At 63.9% G+C, this 18,856-nt stretch carries 13 protein-coding genes and 1 pseudogene; 1 reads left to right on the plus strand and 13 read right to left on the minus strand.

Annotated elements, in window-relative coordinates; translation table 11 throughout:
• Positions 1–11: 11 nt before the first annotated feature.
• The 13 genes and pseudogenes from QRN22_RS06240 to tssA all read right to left on the minus strand — a co-directional run bounded on the left by QRN22_RS06240 (position 12) and on the right by tssA (position 16,958).
• Positions 12–1,763, minus strand: a complete 1,752-nt coding sequence (locus QRN22_RS06240; RefSeq protein WP_052493783.1) for an HNH endonuclease — start codon at positions 1,761–1,763, stop codon at positions 12–14.
• Positions 1,753–2,865 (minus strand): DUF2169 family type VI secretion system accessory protein, encoded by a 1,113-nt coding sequence (locus QRN22_RS06245; protein WP_042553521.1) that lies wholly within the window; start codon positions 2,863–2,865, stop codon positions 1,753–1,755. The genes QRN22_RS06240 and QRN22_RS06245 overlap by 11 nt, the downstream gene beginning before the upstream one ends.
• Positions 2,866–2,886: 21 nt before the next feature.
• Entirely contained in the window at positions 2,887–3,348 is a 462-nt protein-coding gene (locus QRN22_RS06250) for a hypothetical protein (protein WP_042553520.1), read from the minus strand.
• 967 nt (positions 3,349–4,315) lie between these two features.
• Positions 4,316–6,163 (minus strand): annotated as a pseudogene (locus tag QRN22_RS06255) (type VI secretion system Vgr family protein); the annotation flags it as partial.
• Positions 6,164–6,198: 35 nt separating this feature from the next.
• The gene (gene tssH, locus QRN22_RS06260; protein WP_042553519.1) at positions 6,199–8,907 is read right to left on the minus strand and encodes a type VI secretion system ATPase TssH; all 2,709 of its coding nucleotides are present in this window, start codon (positions 8,905–8,907) and stop codon (positions 6,199–6,201) included.
• 11 nt (positions 8,908–8,918) lie between these two features.
• A complete protein-coding gene (gene tssG, locus QRN22_RS06265; RefSeq protein ID WP_042553518.1) occupies positions 8,919–9,950 on the minus strand; it encodes a type VI secretion system baseplate subunit TssG in 1,032 nt (343 codons plus the stop codon).
• Positions 9,914–11,773 carry a type VI secretion system baseplate subunit TssF gene (gene tssF / locus QRN22_RS06270; protein WP_042553517.1) on the minus strand — a complete coding sequence of 620 codons (1,860 nt, stop codon included), beginning with the start codon at positions 11,771–11,773 and terminating at the stop codon, positions 9,914–9,916. Before tssF ends, tssG begins: the two co-directional genes overlap by 37 nt.
• Complete coding sequence (tssE, locus tag QRN22_RS06275) at positions 11,770–12,285, minus strand: type VI secretion system baseplate subunit TssE (protein WP_042553516.1); 516 nt, start codon at positions 12,283–12,285, stop codon at positions 11,770–11,772. The genes tssF and tssE overlap by 4 nt, the downstream gene beginning before the upstream one ends.
• Positions 12,273–13,073 carry a type VI secretion system accessory protein TagJ gene (locus QRN22_RS06280; RefSeq protein ID WP_042553515.1) on the minus strand — a complete coding sequence of 267 codons (801 nt, stop codon included), beginning with the start codon at positions 13,071–13,073 and terminating at the stop codon, positions 12,273–12,275. The genes tssE and QRN22_RS06280 overlap by 13 nt, the downstream gene beginning before the upstream one ends.
• A gap of 170 nt (positions 13,074–13,243) precedes the next feature.
• Positions 13,244–13,732 carry an Hcp family type VI secretion system effector gene (locus QRN22_RS06285; RefSeq protein WP_042553514.1) on the minus strand — a complete coding sequence of 163 codons (489 nt, stop codon included), beginning with the start codon at positions 13,730–13,732 and terminating at the stop codon, positions 13,244–13,246.
• A gap of 73 nt (positions 13,733–13,805) precedes the next feature.
• Positions 13,806–15,302 carry a type VI secretion system contractile sheath large subunit gene (tssC, locus tag QRN22_RS06290; RefSeq protein WP_042553513.1) on the minus strand — a complete coding sequence of 499 codons (1,497 nt, stop codon included), beginning with the start codon at positions 15,300–15,302 and terminating at the stop codon, positions 13,806–13,808.
• A 12-nt stretch (positions 15,303–15,314) separates the two neighbouring features.
• The gene (gene tssB, locus QRN22_RS06295) at positions 15,315–15,833 is read right to left on the minus strand and encodes a type VI secretion system contractile sheath small subunit (RefSeq protein ID WP_042553512.1); all 519 of its coding nucleotides are present in this window, start codon (positions 15,831–15,833) and stop codon (positions 15,315–15,317) included.
• Positions 15,834–15,920: 87 nt separating this feature from the next.
• Positions 15,921–16,958 (minus strand): type VI secretion system protein TssA, encoded by a 1,038-nt coding sequence (gene tssA, locus QRN22_RS06300; protein ID WP_042553511.1) that lies wholly within the window; start codon positions 16,956–16,958, stop codon positions 15,921–15,923.
• A 352-nt stretch (positions 16,959–17,310) separates the two neighbouring features.
• Between tssA and tagH the strand changes: the two genes are divergently transcribed.
• Positions 17,311–18,843, plus strand: a complete 1,533-nt coding sequence (gene tagH, locus QRN22_RS06305; RefSeq protein WP_042553510.1) for a type VI secretion system-associated FHA domain protein TagH — start codon at positions 17,311–17,313, stop codon at positions 18,841–18,843.
• Positions 18,844–18,856 lie beyond the last annotated feature (13 nt).

An 18,856-nucleotide genomic window follows, 5' to 3' on the forward strand; every position in this document is an offset into this window, starting at 1 on the left:
AAACTCCTGGTTCATCTCTTGCCTGCCGCCCACATGCCTGTAGACCGACCGCCAGAGTGAGTAATGATGTTATGCGGCCCAAACGGAACAAGTTCCATTCTACCCGGCAGCTCTGAGTGGTGCCATGTGAACCCGCTAGGGCGACCTCCGGGTATCTGGCTATCCAGCCATTTGAACTGCGCTTTGTCGCCCGTTTTCCACAAATGCTCAGGGAGGTGTTCGACCCGGCTGACCAATCCTGCTTTCTCGAAATCTGGAAACTTGGTGCCAGGTTTGAAAGGCACATCTGGTATCAAACCCTCCGCTATTGCTTGCCGCTTTATCGCTTCCTTTTGTCCTCGGGTGAGGTTCTCACCACCAGGGAAATCTTTTTCCCATGACCAGCGTTTGTTTGAGTTCACTAGCTTTGCGTATTGTTGAGCGTTTGACAATTTGGCTACATGCACACCGGTCACGGCTGCATCCGCGGCTTTTTCTGCTTCCTTGGCGGACTCCGGCAGGCGCCGCCCCAAACCACCCGCATCCGATGCTACGTCGGCCCCCCTTGTTGCATCCGCTGCAGTATCCAGTACACGTGCTGCCTTGCCCGCTCTACTCGCCCCCTTCACCACCACGCTGCCGGGTATGAACATCGACAGTACAGAGCCGCCTTTTTGGGCATCGCTGGTCAGCTCGAACAGATCACCTGTGGTACCTGCGCTCATTAGCTGGCTTGCCTGACGGGCGAGCTCATTGGCCTTGGCCAGATCGCCGGCCTGATGGGCGGCAACGGCTGCCTTTTCCATGGCGTTGGCGCGTACGGCTACGGGGGGGATACCAGCCACCGCTGTGTACTTGCTGGCCATCACGCCCAGGTTCCACAGGTCGGTGGGCAGGTTGCCGATGCCCTTAAGCACGCCGACGCCAGTATCCAGCGGGTCGTCTGCACTCGCTCCTGCGATTCGCTTGGTGCTGCTCCAGGCGCCGGAACCGAAGTCTTTGGTCTTCTCCCATAGCGAGCGTTCGTCGGCTTCTGCGTCGAGCAGCGCCTGCAGTTCCGGGTTGGTCTCCTCGGCGGTTTTTTCGGCCTGGGTATCTGCGCCGCGCTGGGTGGTGACGACCTTGCCCAGCGCACCACCGACACCTGCGCCATTGCAGTTGACCAGGCAGGTGCTGTCCTGGCGCACCAGCGGGATACCGTTGACCTTGACGTCGTTCTGGCCGCTGAGGAACTTGACGTAGCCGCCGCCGAGCGAAGTGCCGGCCACCACGTGGGAACCGGCGTCGCCCTGAACGCCCTTGTGCAGGTCGCCGACGCGATACACCGGCACGCCCTGAGCTTTCACGTCCGGTGAGGACTGGGTCTGATTGCCGATGGTGGCGAAGCTGTCGAAGGGCACCACGGCATTGCCGACCTTGCAGAGGTCCGGTACCGAGCACACGGCTTTCCATTCGTGGCTGTCGTTGGCGGCGTGGCGGGCGTTGCCCACCAGATCCTTGCCGTCCTCCGTCGGTTTCGACTCCGCCAGCTCGCCATCCTTGTAGACCCCTTTGTCGTACAGATCCTTGACCTGTCTGGCGGTCTTGTCGAAGCTCTCGCGCTGGCCCGGAAAGTATTCGCCGTTGGCGGTGAAAGCTTCCCAGGGGTGACCGCCACGGGCATACAGGCTATCCAGATTGTTGAGGGCGCCTGCGGCCTGTTCGGCGCTGTCGATACCGAAGTTCTTACGGAACAGGTCGGCGTTGTGGTACCGCCCGGCCCCGATGTCTACATCAAGCGCCATGCACGTCCTCCTGCACCAGGGGAACGTCCAGCGTGCCGATCGCCAGCCGTCGCCAGGGCTCGCCGCGCTCGAAGGTGCCGCGCCAGATCAGCGAGACGTGCCGGGCATCCAGGTCGATGGCCACGGTGTCGAGCACCAGCGGCCCTTGTCGGGTACGGCCGTGGAACGGGGTCAGCGACACCAGCGCCAGGATTCCGGGCAGACGGAAATGCGTCAGGCCCTCAGGCAGCATGCCGAGCAGGGAGATGAATTCGTCGCCGGTCAGGTAGCCGGGCTGGATCAGCCCCGGCGGCGCAGCCTGGTAGAAGCGTTCGTCGAAGTCGTCGGGCAGCAGGGGATAGCGATCGCGCTGCCAGTGCTCGTCGTAGGTGCCGGCGTATTGCAGGCGTGCCTGGCTCCAGCGGGCGAGGGGGGCGAAGCCTTGTGGCGGCAGCGCGTCATGGGGGCTGGTGATGGGCGCATCGACATCCTCGATCTGTGGCGCCGGCAGCTCGCTTACGCCCTCCAGCCATTGGCGTATCTGCGCCTGTGCCTCGGGCGACACGGTCCTCAGGTCAGCCTCGCCGGGAAGCCAGCCGCAGCCTGCCGGATTATCCGGGTTGTACACCCGCTCCACCTGGTTCTCTTCGCCAGCCATCACGCTGTAGCACCCGCCGAAGGCATAGCGGTAGTCGAGGGGCACCTGGTTGACGGGTTCAGCGCTGCTCAGACGCCACTCCTGCCCGTGGCGTTCGAAGCGCCGCGGGCCGTGCAGTTGCAGCAGCTTGCGCCGGGTGCCGACGCGAATACCGGCGAGCCAGCCCGGTTGGGCGACGCCGCCCTCGCTACACGCGGTACCCGTGACGTAGACATCACTGGCCGGTTTGAGCAGCGTCAGGTCGCCTTCGCGGCGCAGCACGCTTTGCAGAGGGTTGGCTTCGGGATGACCATCGTACTCATCGGCATAGACGATGGGTGCCTGCACATCGGCCCGCGGCAGTGGAAGATAGCTACCGGTCAGCGCGAAGGTGCCGCGCAGCACCAGTACGTCGTAAACGACGCCGCCAGGGCCGGTCTTCTCGAACCAGGCATGGGGGAAGCCACTGCGATTATCGATCTGCACGCTGTGTCCGTTCGCTATGAATCAAGATTCGCCGGGTGTCGATTGCACGGATGGAATGATCGATACGCTGTGCACGCACTCGGGGTTGTTCTGTTTGAACGCGAAGCGCAGTTGGCCCCAGGGGCGTGCGCTTTCCCAGACACTCGTCTCGTGCGGTGAGCGGCCACGCGGAGCCGAGACCAGAAGCAGTTCACCGTACTGTGCTTCTATGTCATGGCGGCCTATGCAGGCACCGGCCAGAAACAGGCCGATGGTGCTCTGGCGCGCCGCATGCTCCTTGTTGAGCACCGTGAAACCCGTCTGCGCGATACGCACGTTGCCTTGCAGGACAACCTCTCCGCCAATCCAGCGGGTGCGGTGCTCATCCTGCTTGTCCAGCTGCAAGGTGCTGCCCAGCGTCTGCTCGATCTTGGCCTTGGTCAGCGGCCCTTGCTGCGCCAGTTGCTCGATGGTTTGCCAGAGCGTGAAAGAGGCTTGGTTCATCCGTTGGTTCTCGTTCGCTGTTGAACAGGCTGCCGTGCTCGCCACGAGCAGGTAGGCAAAGAGCCTGAAAAAGGGCCGCTTAATCGTCGACGTTATCGTCATACCAGCTGCCGTAGTAATCGTTGTACGTGACGAACTTGCCGTCGACCTTGACCGATGAGGTTTCGCTGCCCCACACCTGCCCGACGGCCTTGCGGGCTGCAGCGTTACCGCCGCTGCTGACGAGCTGGTCGTAGGCTGCGTTGTAGGCCGCATGGTTGGCTGCCGAACCATTGATGCTGATGTCCGGGCCGCCGTTGGCGATGATCTCTCGCTGTACCTTGATGTTGTTCAGCACCGCAGCGCCCTCGTCTTGCAGGGCACCGCTGACGTAGGCAGCCTTGGAAGAAAGGTTTTCCTCGTAGGGGTGGGTGGCATGGCCCACCTCGTGAGCCAACAGTTGGGTCACCGTGGCGGGCGAGCCACGCATGTCGCCGTCGATGACGATCCGGCTCACGTCACCTTCCTGACTCACGTACGTGCCTGCGCCTGCAGGGCCGTATTCGATATCCCAGCCTTGCTCCTGCAGCGAGCGCAGATCCTCCTGCAGCGCGGGTGACTGGGCGGCAATGCGATCCACTGCGCTGCCGAGGCCGGTGGTAACGGCGGCAGGCGTATCGGCCGCCGCGGGTGCATTGCTCCTCAAAGAGAGGCTGCCCTGTGCGTCGGCGCCCGGGCGCTTGTCATTACCCTGGGCGCTCGATGCGGCCTGCGAACCGAGGTCGCGCAGAACGCCAGTGACCGCTGCGAGTGCACCGACCTGCGAGCCGGGCTCCGCCTTGCCGCTGTGTTCTGGCGCTGGCTGTGCGGTACCCGAGTTGAGCAGGATATCGGAGGGGGCATCGGCGTGCAGATACTCCTGCGCCTTGAAGTGGATGTCCTTGGCACTGAGGTAGATGGCATCCGGCGTCAGGGTCAGTTGCGAGCTGCCGACCTTGAACTCGATCTTGTCGCCGGCCGAGACGGCCCAGGTCTTGCCGACGAAATCGGTGCGGTTCATGCCCACTGCCGAGAACATCGCCATGCCGATGTTGCGGTTGTAGCCCAGACCGACGTTGGTCATCTTGGCCATGCCGATGCTCTCGACCTTGAAGCGGCCGATGTTGACTGTCTTGTTGTGGCCAATGCTGTAGCGCTCGTTGCGGGCGATCTTCTTGGTGCGGTTGGCGCCGACATCGACGGTCTCGTTGCGGCCGATGGACTTGCTGCGGTCGCGGCCGATGGCGTGGGTCTCATCCAGCTCGACGACGATGTCCTGATTGCGTTCGGCATGGATGTACAGCTGCTCTTCGCCCTTCTTGTCCTCCATGCGGATTTCATTGAACTGAGCAGGCGTACCTCCCTTGCTGGAGCGGCTCTTGACACCGCTCTGCGTGGCGTTGGCTGGCAGGTCGTAAGGCACGGTCTGTTCGGCGTTGTAGACGCGGCCGGTGATGATGGGCCGATCGGGGTCGCCCTCGAGGAAGCTGACGATGACTTCCTGACCGATACGCGGAATCTGGATCGAACCCCAGTTCTTGCCGGCCCAGTTCTGCGATACGCGGATCCAGCAGGAGCTGTTCTCGTTGGACTGGTCGTGACGATCCCAGTAGAAGTGCACCTTCACCCGGCCGAACTGATCGGTCCAGATTTCCTCCCCTTGTGGGCCTACCACCATGGCCGTCTGCGGCCCCTGCACGATCGGCTGGACGGTCAGTGGCAGCGGGCGAAAAACCTGGCTGGCATCGATGCAGTCGAGGCGGCTGTCGAACTGCAGCGGTTCGTCGCTGGTATTGTTCTCGAAAGCTTCCTGAACGATCTGGTAGTCGGCACTGACCGTCAGGTATTCGCGGTTCTGATCGGCGCGTGGGTAGCCGGTCATGCTGAACAGATGACCGGCTCCGATCCCGCGCGCGTTGCTGCGCAACTGCACGCGCTCGTACTGGGTATGGATGGCCTCGATGCGATTGCGCGCGTATTGCTCGCCGTCCTTGCTCTGTACGTATTCACCGGGATAGTCGAACAGCGGGTGCCCGGCGTTGCTGTGCGGGCGCGAGACGATCGAGCGCACTTCCAGACGCGCGCTGGGGCGTTGAAAGTCGTAGTCGTTGAGTTCCAGCGAACCTGGCTGCACTTCATGGTTGAGGTGCCAGTCGTAGATGTGGTCGCGCTCGCGCATCTGATCTTCCAGCGGGAAGTAGGGCACGCTGGCGTAGCCGGGAGCGGCTCGGTGTGCGCCATAGGCGTCGCACAGCACCAGCACGTGGCGGGCCTGCTCGTGGCGGAAGTAGTAGTAGATGCCTTCCTGCTCGAGCAGCCGGCTGACGAAGTCGAGGCTGGTTTCGCGGTATTGCACGCAGTATTCCCACTCCCGGTAGGAGCGGGTGAGGGCGTCTTCGAAATCGGAGAAACCCAGGTCGCGAAATACCTGCTTGACGATATCGGGCACCGTCTTGTTCTGGAATATCCGGCAGTCGGAGGTTCGCGACAGCAGCCATAACCAGGGCTTGAGGCTGACCCGGTAGCTGGCGAACTGACCGCTGCCAGCCGCCTGGCTGCAGCGTGCAGCGATGCCGTGGAAGTAGCGGTCGCTACCGTCGGCCAGTTGCAGGGTCAGCCCCATCGGCTTGCCCAGCAGGGCATCGAGTGGCAGCGCATGATCTTCGGAGATCAGCGCCAGCTCATAGGCGAAGGGGCGGCTGAGTTCGTCCCGGCCCTCCATTCGTCGCAGCACCAGCACGTCACCACCCAGCGGGGTGGTGACGATTGCCATGCGTGCATCCTGAGTGATTGCCATCTAGCGTCCTCTAGCGCGGCGAGCGCCGCTGATGCTCACTGCGTTCGTTCGAAGTTGTAATGCAGCTCGTTGTTCTGCTGCGTTACCTGCACCCCACTCAGCGGTTTGCCCTCGAGCAGGCGGGTCAGGAACTCGCGGCTCATGTCCGGCAGCATGCTGTTGGTCAGGATGGCGTCGATCTGCCGGCCGCCACTCTCGTTCTCGGTGCAGCGCGAGACCACCAGATCGATCACGCTGTCGTCGTAATCGAACGGCACCTTGTGGGTGCTTTCGATGCGCTTCTTGATGCGCTCGAGTTGCAGGCGAGTGATCGCCTTGAGCATGTCATCGGAGAGCGGGTAGTAGGGGATGGTCACCAGGCGGCCGAGCAGGGCTGGCGGGAAGATCTGCAACAGGGGGGCGCGCAGTGCCTTGGCGATGCCTTCGGGGTCGGGCATCAGCTCCGGGTCGCTGCACAGCCCGGCGATCATCTCGGTACCGGCGTTGGTGGTGAGCAGGATCAGGGTGTTCTTGAAGTCGATCTGACGGCCTTCGCCATCTTCCATCACGCCCTTGTCGAACACCTGGAAGAAGATCTCGTGCACGTCCGGGTGAGCTTTCTCCACCTCGTCGAGCAGCACCACGCTATAGGGCTTGCGACGCACCGCTTCGGTCAGCACGCCGCCCTCGCCGTAGCCGATGTAGCCCGGTGGCGCCCCCTTGAGGGTGGAAACCGTGTGCGCTTCCTGGAACTCGCTCATGTTGATGGTGATGACGTTCTGCTCGCCGCCGTAGAGGGCTTCGGCCAGGGCCAGGGCGGTTTCGGTCTTGCCCACGCCGGAGGTGCCCGCGAGCATGAACACGCCGATCGGCTTGTTGGGGTTGTCCAGGCCGGCACGGGAGGTCTGGATACGCTTGGCGATCATCTCCAGGGCGTGGTCCTGGCCGATGATGCGCTTCTTCAGGTGCTGGTCGAGCTTGAGGATGGTTTCCAGCTCGTTGCGTGCCATGCGCCCGACCGGGATGCCCGTCCAGTCGGCGACCACCGAGGCGACCGCCTGGTAATCCACGGTCGGCAGAATCAGCGGCGTTTCACCCTGCAGGGCACTGAGACGTTGCTGCAGGTCAGTGAGAGTGTCGCGCAGCGCGCTGCGTTCCTCGTCGCTCAGAGCCGGTTGTTCGGCGCCTGCTTCACGGCTGGTGTCGTCCACCGGCTCGGCGGCGGCGCGCAAGCGGGCGCGGGTGGCCAGCAGTTCGTCCACCAGGGCCTTCTCGTCGGCCCAGCGGGTTTCCAGGGTGACCAAGCGCAGGCGCTCTTCGGCCAGCGCCGTGTCGACGTCCAGCAGGCGGCTGCCGATGGTGACGCCAATGGCCTGTTCACGGCCGATGATCGCGCGCTCGGTCTCCAGGGACTCGATGCGCCGACGGCTGTCGTCCACTTCGGCGGGCACGGCGTGCAGGCTGATGGCTACGCGGGCGCAGGCGGTGTCGAGCAGGCTGACCGACTTGTCCGGCAACTGACGGGCCGGAATGTAGCGGTGCGACAGCTTGACGGCAGCCTCCAGGGCTTCGTCGAGGATCTGCACCTGATGGTGTTTTTCCATGGTCGAGGCAACGCCGCGCATCATCAGGATCGCACGGTGCTCGGAAGGCTCGTCCACCTGCACGACCTGGAAGCGGCGGGTCAGCGCAGGGTCCTTCTCGATGTGTTTCTTGTATTCCGCCCAGGTGGTGGCGGCCACGGTACGCAGGGTGCCGCGGGCCAGCGCAGGCTTGAGCAGGTTGGCGGCATCGCCGGTACCGGCCGCGCCACCGGCGCCGACCAGGGTGTGGGCTTCGTCGATGAACAGGATGATCGGCTTGGGTGAGCTCTGAACGTCCTCGATGACCTGCCGCAGGCGCTGTTCGAACTCGCCCTTCATGCTTGCGCCCGCCTGCAGCAGGCCGACGTCCAGGCTACGCAGCTCGACGTCCTTGAGGCTTGGCGGTACGTCGCCGGCGACGATACGCAAGGCGAAACCTTCGACCACCGCGGTCTTGCCGACCCCGGCCTCACCAGTGAGGATCGGGTTGTTCTGACGGCGACGCATGAGGATGTCGACCAGCTGGCGAATCTCGTCGTCGCGCCCGACGATGGGGTCGAGCTTGCCGCTGCGCGCCTGTTCGGTGAGGTCGACGGTGAAGCGCTTGAGCGCCTCCTGCTTGCCCATTGCGCTTGGCGCGATGGCACCACTGGCTTCACCCGGCACCGCACCGGCATCGAAACCGTCGGTGGCGCTCAGGGCATTCTCCGGCGAGGCACCGACGATCTCGTCGAAGCGTTCGGTGAGGGTCTCGATCTTGACCTTGTCGAACTCGCGAGAGATGGCCAGCAAGGCATTGCGCAGGCTCGGTGTCTTGAGAATGCCGACCACCAGATAGCCGGTGCGTACCTGGTTTTCACCGAACATCAGGCTGCCGTAGACCCAGCCGCGCTCGACCGCTTCCTCGACGTGGGAGGACAGGTCGGTGATCGATGTGGAGCCGCGCGGCAAGCGATCCAGGGCTTCGGTGATGTCCTTGGCCAGGCGGCCCGGCTCGATGCTGAACTGACGCACGATCTGGTGCAGGTCGGAGTCCTGCAACTGCAGGATCTGATGCAGCCAGTGGGTCAGCTCGACGTAGGGATTGCCACGCAGCTTGCAAAATACGGTGGCGGCTTCGATGGCCTTGTAGGCGACGCTGTTCAACTTGCCGAATAGCGCGGCGCGACTGATTTCACCCATTTTTCTGTCCTCTAATTCGGGGTATGGAGCGGCTGGCTGACGACATGCTGTCGTGCCAGCAGCAGATCCTTTGCATCCTGGTCGGGCGTGCCGAGCCAGGTATCGAAGCCGAGTCGGTAATCGCCGGCCAGGTTGGCCTGCGGTACTTCCTCCTGTTTGAGCACCAGGTTGGTGTCCCAGTCCAGTTCTTCACCGACGTATTCGGCCACCCAGGCCGCCAGCTCGGCGAGCAGGGGCTGATCCGGCAGCAAACGTCGGTACTGCGCCAGGCTCAACGGGCCCATGCGCAAGCGAAACTTGTGTTGCCGATCCCACACGTGGGTACCCAGGCACAGGTCCACGCCGAGGGTGCAGGTCGAGGCGCCCAGGCGGCTGTATTCGGGGAGTTGCAACCATTGGCCGACATATTCCTCGAGAGCCACCGGCACGCCGAAATACTCGCTGAGGATCGCCTGCAGGCCGTCCGGATAGCGGGTCTGCGCGGCCAAGTGGCCGGTGAAGTAATAGCGTGCGGCGTCGTTGATCGGGCCTTGGCCCATGAGGCTGTGCATGCCTCGGCCCGACAGCGCGCCGAGACGTGGTGACCAGTAGTCATCGCCTGCACGATCCTGACTGACGGTGGGCCGTGCCTCGGCCCAGGCGCGGTAGAACAGGGTCAGCAGGCGATGATTGAACACGTCGAGAAAGCGCTTGAACGTGGCGTCGCCGTGGTGCCGCTGGCGCTCGCGGGCGTGTTCGGTCAGGTGCAGCGGCAGCGGGCCGTTGGGCCCGGTGAGACCGAAGAAGAACTGCTCGATGCGCGGTGTGCCGGTGCTGTCGTGGATGACGCTGGCCAGGGTCGAGGGCGCGAAACCGCAGTCCGGCTTCTGGCCGAGACGCAGCGGGTCGTCGACCAGGCGCACGGAATGGCCGAGGCGCGGGCGTTCGGGGTATTCGCACTCGATGCGCCGCATGGCCTGGAAGAAGTCATAGTTCCAGGGCGCATCGGCCATCGCCGCCAGCGTGTTTACAGGGTCGGCCGACATCCGGGCTTGGCCCTCCATCGCATCACTTCGCCCCGCTCGGTGGTGCGCAGCACCGTTTCGGTGAAGCTGTTGATCGATACGTAACGTGTCAGGAAGCGCTCCAGCACCGAGCCGAGCAGGAACACCCCGGTACCGCGGAAGGCGTTCTCGTCGAACTCCAGGCCGATCTCCAGGCCGCGGCCGAAGACGATCGGCCCGGGCATCGGCAGGCGTCGCGTGCAGGCCTTGCTGCTGACCTGACGCAGGCCGTCGATCTGCAACTGCAGGGCGTTGTCGCCAGCGTCGCCGTACAGGCGCATCAGCTCGCGCAGGGCGGCGGCGCCCTGGCCCTGTTCGCTGAGCGACAGGTAGTTGAGCGACAGCTGGCTGATCAGGCGCCAGGCGCTGGCATCATGGGCGCGACTGGCGCGCGGTCGGCTGGGGCCGGCCAGGCAGCGCACCGCGACCACCGGCGCACTGTCCTCCAGGGTGAAATCGCTGCGCGTCCCGCCGATCGGCATCGACAGCGGCAGATCGCGATTGGTGCACAGTGCGGCGATGCCCAGTTGGCGCAGATCGTGACGATAGGGTGCCTGGTTGGCGTCGACCAGGGAGATGAAGGTCTCACTGCCGATGTAGGTGGAGCGCGGGCCGTTGCGACGCTGTTTGCTCGACAGCACGCGAGGCTCGCGGCGCAGGCTGTACCAGGCCTGTTCGCGACCATAGCGCGAAGGGTCGCGCACGGCATAGAACGGCTGGAACGGTTGCTCCGGGCCGCTGCCATGGCCGCTGACTTCGGTGATCGAATGGATCTCGAAGTCTTGCGGGCGCGTGCGGTCGGCGATGATCTGATGTTCGTGGACACGGTCGCTGAGGTGAATGCGGTCGGCGCGCCGGGCGAACAGGTTGATCGCCGGAGTGCAGAACAGGCGGAACTGCTCGGCGCCGATGCTGTTTTCCAGGCTGTTGTCGAGGCGATTGAACAGCACCACGATCTCCAGCTCCTGGCTGGCGTTGCGCTGCACGGCGCGTTTGAGCCCGGTCAGTTCGACGAACAGGAAACGGTTCGGCAGGGCGAAGTATTCCTGCAGCAGGCGATAGCCCTGGAACGCTCGGGGCACCACCGGCAGTGCCGCGTCCTGGTCGTCGAAACCCCGTGGACGCAGGCTGTCGGGGGGCAGACGCTCGACCCACGAACCATCCACCGCCCGTACGAACAGGGCACAGGCATTGCCGAGCAATTGTTCGTAAAGACGGAAGGGTTGCTCGTCGGCGCCGTGCAGGAAGAACGTCAGGGTATCCAGATCCAGGGCATTGAAGGGCAGGCCGGCGCCAGTGCGCAGGCGCAGTTTCAAACCGGCCTTGGCACCGGGCTCGCTGGCGGCGAGGCGGCCGAGCTGCGTCGTCGGGTTGCCGAAATAGCTGGCCTGGGTCACTTCCAGCGGCCATAGCGTGACTGGCTGGCAGGTGCGGTATTCGCAGGCGGTCTGGGCTTCGCTGCCGAGCAGGCCACGTAGCGATGCGCCGCGTTCGAGGGTGAAGCCGCTACTCAGAGAGCCTTCGTTGGGATCGGCGCACAGTTGCACCACGGTCATCGACGGGGTCGGCGCCAGGTAGTGCGGGTAGGCGATCTCCAGCAGGTTGTGGGTGAAGGTCGGGTACTCGGCATCGAGCTTGAGCTGGACTCGTGCGGTCAGGTAGGCGAAGCCCTCGAGCAGTCGCTCCACGTAAGGATCGGCGCACTCCACGCCGGACAGCGTCAGGCGGCTGGCGATCTTCGGGAATTCGCCGGCGAACTCTTCGGCGCTCTCGCGGATATGTTGCAGTTCCTGGTTGTAGTAGCCGAGCAGGCGCGGGTTCATCGTCGTCTCCGTGATGCGTCGGCGGGTAATACCTGAACGTGGCCGGTTTCCAGGTCCAGCTCGGTGGTCAGCAGCAGGCGTAGCGGCATGGGATGTGCCCAGAGGTCGCCTTCGATCTCGAAACTCAGGGAGTTGTGGCTCATCTCCTCGGCCTCCTGGCGGGCGCGCACGCGCAGCGAGGCGCGCACGATGCGTGGTTCGAAGTCGGCGATGGCCTTGGTCAGCAGGCGTTCCACCGCCTGGATATCGATACTCGAGGCGCTGTGCCCCGCCAGCGGCGGCAGGCCGAAATTGACCACCGAGCTGCCAGCCCGGGTCAGCGCCTCGTCATCGCTGGTCAGCGGTGCGACGGTGTTGAACAACCAGGCAAGGTCGCGCAGCACCGAAGCGCGCAACTGGTTGAGCGTCAGCACGCGCTTGTCGACGCTTTCCACCGGGTTGCCCGGATCGTCGTCGAGCAGGCGATCGAGCAGCGCAGGTTGCAGGCGCTCCTGACGTTTCAGGTCGGCCATGCCGCTGCATTCCCGTGCTCGAAACTCAGTGTGCGGACATCGAACAGCGCCTGTTCACCCTGATCGAAGGCGAACAGCCGCTGGCCCAGTGGCAGGCCGTTGTCCTGCCATTCGGTCTTGCGCGCCATACGCACCGCGCCGTCGGTACTGGTGTGGCTACCGGGATAACGGCTGGGAATCAGCGCCACGGTGCTGCCGCCATTGGTCAGGGTCACCTGAGCCGGCAACCAGACCAGGTCACGCAGGTCGCTGGGCGCTTCCAGGCTCAGGCTGGCGATGTTTTCCATGGGCAGCCAGACGTAGCGGCCATTGACGATCAGCTCGAGTACCGGGCCCAGGCGCGGGTCGGCATCGGCCAGCCAGGCGAAGGGGGCATCATCGAGCTGGCCCGGTACCGCTGACGCGGCTTCGAAGGCCTGGTCGCGCAGGCTCTGGGCGGCATCGGCGTTGCCCTGGGCATCCTGCTCCAGTGCCAGGATCAGCGGTGCCACCCACTCGGCGGGTTGGCCGAGGACTACCGGCGAGGTACGCCCGGCGAACACGTTCTCACGCAGTGCTTCGCAGTTCAGCGCGGTGCTGTAGGTCTGCACCATGGGCAGGCAGGCGGCATCGAGGTCGCCGGCAACCTTAAGCTGGTTCTGGGCGCGACTCCACTGGCCCATCACGGCCAGCAGCTGGAACAGGAAGACCCGCAGCTCCGCCTTGGCGGGTTGCGCCCGCACCTGATCCTGCAGCGCCTTCAGTGCCTCGTCGAGCCTTGCGTTACGCAGGTGTTCTTCGGCAGTCATCGTCGTTCCCTGTACTGGCGCGGCCATCGCTGCAGGGCGATGGCCATGAGGCCCGCGGCCCTCGCCCTGTGGGCAGGCGAGCTACGGACCATTGAAATTCGCTATGGTCAAAACCATCAATGCCCGGCGTGGTGCCGGGCATCGATGTACGCCCGAAGCTCGGGCGGGTGTTACACCTTGACGTTCTGGCGGATGTTCCAGCCGTACTTGACCGGGCCGCCGTCTTTGGCGCCGTCGGCTTTCTGCGGCTGATAGTCGACCAGAACCTGGGCGAAGTTCAGGGTGACGTTTTCGGTGAGGCGGTCTTCGCCACCGCTACCGCCAGTGCTGATGGAAGACACCAGGACTTCCTTCAGGGTGATGATCAGGTACTCGACCTGAGAATCGCCACCGGCCTTGCGGATGGTCAGCTTGGCTTCCGGATAATGCTTGCCGCTGGAGCAGGCCATCATCAGGTTGGGGCTGGACTTGTCGACGTACTTGGTCAGCGACAGATCCTGAATGTTGACCTTGCCGGCACCGCCGCCACCACCAACATGCATCGAGCCGGATTGGCTCATGCCCCAGCTCCAGGCCAGTACATCGACTTCGTCGGCATGGGTCTTGTCCTTGGACTCGCCCTTGACGTCGCCAATCTTGATGAACATATCAACAGCCATCATTCCTCCTTTCGTGGCTTTTGCCACTCTGTTTCAACTGCGTCCGCGAGAGCGGACGCCACAGTGACGAACCTCAGGCCCCCTTGGCCGAAGGCAGTTTGGATACCAGGCGCAGCGACACGGTCAGCCCTTCGAGCTGGTAGTGCGGGCGCAGATAGAACTTGGAGCTGTAGTAACCGGGGTTGCCCTCGATTTCCTCGACCACCACCTCGGCTTCGGCCAGCGGGTGCTGGGCCTTGGTGGTTTCGGTGGAGTGCGCCGGATCACCGTCGACGTAGTTGAGAATCCAGTCCTGCAGCCAGCGCTGCATCTCGTCGCGTTCCTTGAACGAGCCGATCTTGTCGCGCACGATGCACTTGAGGTAGTGAGCGAAGCGGCAGGTGGCGAACAGGTACGGCAGGCGCGCGGCCAGGTTGGCGTTGGCGGTGGCGTCCGGATCGTCGTACTCGGCCGGCTTGTGCAGCGACTGGGCGCCGATGAAGGCCGCCAGGTCGGTGTTCTTCTTGTGCAGCAGCGGCATGAAACCGTTCTTCGCCAGTTCCGCTTCGCGGCGGTCGGAGATGGCGATTTCGGTCGGGCACTTCATGTCCACGCCACCGTCGTCGGTGGGGAAGGTGTGCGCCGGCAGGTTCGGCACTTCACCGCCCGACTCCACGCCACGGATGCGCGAGCACCAGCCGTACAGCTTGAACGAACGGTTGATGTTGACCGCCATGGCGTACGCCGAGTTGGCCCAGGTGTACTTGCTGCTGTCGGCGCCGTCGGTTTCTTCCTCGAAGGCGAACTCTTCGACGGGATCGGTCTTCGCACCGTACGGCTGGCGAGCCAGGAAACGCGGCATGGTCAGGCCGATGTAGCGCGAGTCCTCGGAGTCACGCAGCGAGCGCCAGCCGGCGTACTCGGGGGTGGTGAAGATCTTGGTCAGGTCGCGCGGGTTGGACAGCTCCTGCCAGGAACCCATGCCCATGACCGTCGGCGAGGCGGCGGAGATGAACGGCGAGTGCATGGCCGCGGAGATCTTGGCGATTTCGCCGAGCAGTTCGACGTCGGGTGGCGACTGGTCGAAATAGTAGTCGCCCACCAGGCAGCCGTAAGGCTCGCCGCCGAACTGACCGTATTCCTCTTCGTAGAGCTTCTTGAAGATCGGGCTCTGATCCCAGGCGGTGCCCTTGAATTTCTTCAGGGTCTTGTGCAGTTCGGGCTTGGAGATGTTGAGCACGCGAATCTTCAGCTGCTCATCGGTCTCGGTGTTGTTGACCAGGTAGTGCAGGCCACGCCAGGCGCTTTCCAGCTGCTGGAAGTCCGGGTGGTGCATGATCAGGTTGACCTGAGCGGTCAGCTTGGCATCGATCGCCGCGATGATCGACTCGATGGACTTGATCGCGTCATCGGAGATCAGGTCGGTCTTGCCCAGTGCGTGTTCGGCCAGGGTGCGTACGGCGGTTTCCACCGCTTCGCGGGCGCGCTCGGTCTTGGGTTTGAATTCTTGCAGCAGCAGCAGCGAAGCGAACTCGCTGGTCTGTTCGGTGGTGGCGGCCGCTTGCGCGGAATCCTGAATCAACTGGGCCATCGGGACGTCCTCTTAAGCTTGCGGCTCGTTGTCTTGGGGCTTGGGCGCGCTAGCCAGTGCCTGCAGCAGCGCCGGATCCTTGATCGCCTTGATGATCAGCTCTTCTGCGCCAGTCTTGCCGTCCATGTAGGTCAGCAGGTTGGCCAGTTGAGTGCGGGCTTCGAGCAACTGGTTCAGCGAGTCGACCTTGCGGGCGATGGCGGCCGGGCTGAAGTCGTCCATGCTCTCGAACGTGATGTCGAGGCTCAGGTTGCCTTCACCGGTCAGTGCGTTGGGCACGTGGAAGGCCGCGCGCGGCTTCATGGCCTTGAGGCGCGAGTCGAAGTTGTCGGCGTCGATTTCCAGGAACTTGCGGTCGGCCACGGCGGCCTGGGGCTCGGCGGGTTTGCCGGCCAGATCGGCCATCACGCCCATGACGAAGGGCAGCTGCACCTTTTTCTCGGCACCGTACAGCTCTACGTCATATTCGATCTGTACCCGCGGGGCGCGGTTGCGCGCGATGAATTTCTGGCTGCTGGTATTGCTGCTCATGTTGCTCCTCCTGTGCATGTGCACTGGCTTCGTCGGCCATAGGCCGGTAGCGATGTGCGTGGGGCTTCCCTGAAGATCCGCCGCACGTTAGTCGTATTCGGGGCCACGCAGGTTTTCGAACTGCGACATACCGTCGGGAATCAGATTGCGCACGATTTCCGCGAAGTCTGCGGTGACCAGCTTCTGCGCGCGCGTCAGTAAGACCGGCACCGGGCTGGAAGGTTCGTGCTGGGCGTAATATTCCAGCAGACGATCGAGCGTGCGCAGCACGTCGTCGCGGCTGGCTATGCGTCCCGGTGCTGCCGGCGCCTGGCGCGCTGTGTGTTCTGCTGCACCCTGCGAAGGCTGTTCGTCGGCCTGCTGGTAAGCGTCATCGGCAAATGATGAGTCGTTGCCTGCGGCGGGTGCCTGGTCGTTGAAGATCTGCCGAGTGTGGCGCAGTACCTGCTTGAGCACTTCGAGGTTGGCACTTTGTGCCGAGCCGACCCGCTCGCTGAGCAGGCCCTCGATATCGGCCAGCGCCGCGCTGGCTTCGTCGAGGGCGGTGCGGGTGCTGTCGAGCAGCTCGGCATCGGTGTCGAGGAAGGCGCCGCGCAACTGGTCGGCGGAGAGCGTCTCGCTGGAGAAACGCTGCAGGTCCGCGGCGTTCAGGGCAGCACGGATGCTCACCGAGCCGAAGGCGCGCGAGCGGGTGATGCTGGCTTCGCGCAGCAGGACGATCACCGGCTCGGCGCTCAGGGCGTTGAGGGCGTTGATACGGATGGTCGGGTCGTTGTCGTCGTCGGCGTCCAGCTGCGGATAGACACCGTCCCAATACTGGGTCAGCAGCTCACGAACCAGCGTCAGGCTCTGTGCCAGGCCGCTCAGGCCCTCGAGGGCGATGGCGCTCTGCAGGTACAGGTTGGCGAGGCGCAGATCCTTGCTGCGGGCGAACAGTTCGCTGGCGCGTTCGCGTACCTGGCGCCAGTCCGGCGGTTCGGCGGCGATGACCGACTGGCCCATCTGGCGTTCCGGCTGGCCCAGCGCCAGGCGCTCCAGCTCGAGGAAATCGGCATCGTATTCGAGGTCTTCCCCGCATGGGTTTTCGTCGGATACTGCGTTGAGCAAGTGCGACACATCCACCACGTCAGGTGCTCTCCATGTCAGGCCTGGAAGTCGAAATGAAGCAGTGACGGCGAGCTGCCCGTCAGACTGGATTCATCACATAAAGCGGCAAAATGCCACTATTCAGGCAGGGTTCGATGCTAATCCGGATCATTCTCCGAGTGCTCTCAGATCATTGTCAAGCGAGGGCAAGGCGGTAGAAACTGTCATGAGGCACAGTATTTCCTTCTTCTGTGCAGTGACTCACAACCGCTTCGAAATATATGCCCGCTTGGGCATTGAACAGTATTGGCCAAGGGCAAAAAATAGTGCGTTTGGCATATCGACACCCCTCGAAGAACATGGTTTTTTTACCGCACTGCAAGGAGCCGCAATGCCGCTGCGTCTGGTCATCACCACCTATCACAAACTGACGCCCGGACAGCGGGCCGAGGTCGAGCTCGATCGGGGTGAGCTGAAAATAGGGCGCAGCGCCGGTAACGATTGGGTGCTGCCCGATCCCGAGCGGCTGGTGTCCAGCCAGCACTGCGTGATCCAGTACCGCGACGGCATCTACTACATCACCGATACCAGTACCAACGGGGTGATCCTGCAGACCGCTGGTACGCGTTTGCGTCGCGGCAGCAGTGAGCCTCTGGAAGATGGCGAAGTGCTGAAGATCGGCGAATACGAGATCCGTGTGCAGATCAGCGGCATTGCCCTGGCCGCGGCGCCGGTAGCGAGCGGTAACGCCCCGGACGATCCGTTCAACAGCTTCGAGGCGTTGCTGAGCCGCAGTGCTCAGCCTCTCGAGATGCCACCGGTGAACGCCCCGGCAGCGCCCGTGAGCCCGACACCACGGCGTGATTCGCCATTCGATACCAAGCCGGATCTGTTCGACTTCCTCAGCCCTCCGGCAGCCGTGGCGCCATCGGTATCCGACCATGTGCCGGCCCAGCAGCACGATTTTCGCCCGCCGCGACCGTCACAGCCGCCACCTGCCGTGGTCGCGGCTCCTGCTGCGCCCGTCACCGCACCGGCTTCGGTGATTCCGGACGATTGGGACCCTTTTGCCGACCTTCGCGCCGCATCGGCAGCGCAGCCGATGCCCGATCCTTTCGCCGAACCGCCCAGTGTCGACGCCATGGAGGTGCCGGACCCGTTCGCCGAATTGCCACCGATGCCGGCAGTGGAAATCCCTCCCTTCGTCGTGGATGAGTCGCCGGTGCAGCAGGTCCAGCCGTTACCGCTTGGCGAGCCGGTCGCGGTGCCCCAGCCTGCACCTGCACCTGCACCTGCACCTGCACCTGCATCCGCCACGCCGGCTGCCATTGACGATGACGAGTTGATGGAGGCGTTCCTGCGTGGTGCCGGCCTGCAGCATCTGCGCCTGGATCGTGCCGCGGCTGCCGCGCAGATGGAGGCCATCGGGCGCAGTTACCGGTTGATGGTCGAAGGGCTGATCGACGTGCTGCGTGCGCGGGCCAGCCTCAAGGGCGAGTTCCGCATGGCGCAGACCATGATCCAGCCCGTACAGAACAACCCGCTGAAGTTCGCGCCCAACGTCGATGAAGCGCTGTTGATGTTGCTGCGTCACGACAATCAGGCTTTCATGGCGCCCGATCAGGCGGTCGGCGAGAGTTTCGACGATCTGCGCGCCCACCAGTTGGCGCTGATGGCTGGCGTTCAGGCTGCCATCAAATATTTGCTGGCACGGTTTGAACCGCGCGAGCTGGAAGGGCGTCTGAACAAGCCGAGCGGGCTCTCGGCACTGTTGCCCAATGGCCGTCGTGCCCATTACTGGGAACTGTTCACCGAGCTCTACGCGACCATTTCCCAGGAGGCCGAAGATGGTTTTCAGGAGTTGTTCGGTCGTGAGTTCAGCCGCGCCTACGAGGAGCACATCGCACGCTTGCGGGGCCGTTGAGATCATTCGGCCC

The organism is Pseudomonas sp. MEJ086 (assembly GCF_030209025.1).
Taxonomy (GTDB): domain Bacteria; phylum Pseudomonadota; class Gammaproteobacteria; order Pseudomonadales; family Pseudomonadaceae; genus Aquipseudomonas; species Aquipseudomonas fulva_A.

Excerpts from the sequence above, each read along its gene's own strand:
- QRN22_RS06240 (WP_052493783.1), bottom strand. The coding sequence starts at position 1,763 with ATGGCGCTTGATGTAGACATCGGGGCCGGGCGGTACCACAACGCCGAC.
- QRN22_RS06250 (WP_042553520.1), bottom strand. The coding sequence starts at position 3,348 with ATGAACCAAGCCTCTTTCACGCTCTGGCAAACCATCGAGCAACTGGCG.
- tssH (WP_042553519.1), bottom strand. The coding sequence starts at position 8,907 with ATGGGTGAAATCAGTCGCGCCGCGCTATTCGGCAAGTTGAACAGCGTC.
- tssG (WP_042553518.1), bottom strand. The coding sequence starts at position 9,950 with ATGGAGGGCCAAGCCCGGATGTCGGCCGACCCTGTAAACACGCTGGCG.
- tssF (WP_042553517.1), bottom strand. The coding sequence starts at position 11,773 with ATGAACCCGCGCCTGCTCGGCTACTACAACCAGGAACTGCAACATATC.
- tssE (WP_042553516.1), bottom strand. The coding sequence starts at position 12,285 with ATGGCCGACCTGAAACGTCAGGAGCGCCTGCAACCTGCGCTGCTCGAT.
- QRN22_RS06280 (WP_042553515.1), bottom strand. The coding sequence starts at position 13,073 with ATGACTGCCGAAGAACACCTGCGTAACGCAAGGCTCGACGAGGCACTG.
- QRN22_RS06285 (WP_042553514.1), bottom strand. The coding sequence starts at position 13,732 with ATGGCTGTTGATATGTTCATCAAGATTGGCGACGTCAAGGGCGAGTCC.
- tssC (WP_042553513.1), bottom strand. The coding sequence starts at position 15,302 with ATGGCCCAGTTGATTCAGGATTCCGCGCAAGCGGCCGCCACCACCGAA.
- tssB (WP_042553512.1), bottom strand. The coding sequence starts at position 15,833 with ATGAGCAGCAATACCAGCAGCCAGAAATTCATCGCGCGCAACCGCGCC.
- tagH (WP_042553510.1), top strand. The coding sequence starts at position 17,311 with ATGCCGCTGCGTCTGGTCATCACCACCTATCACAAACTGACGCCCGGA.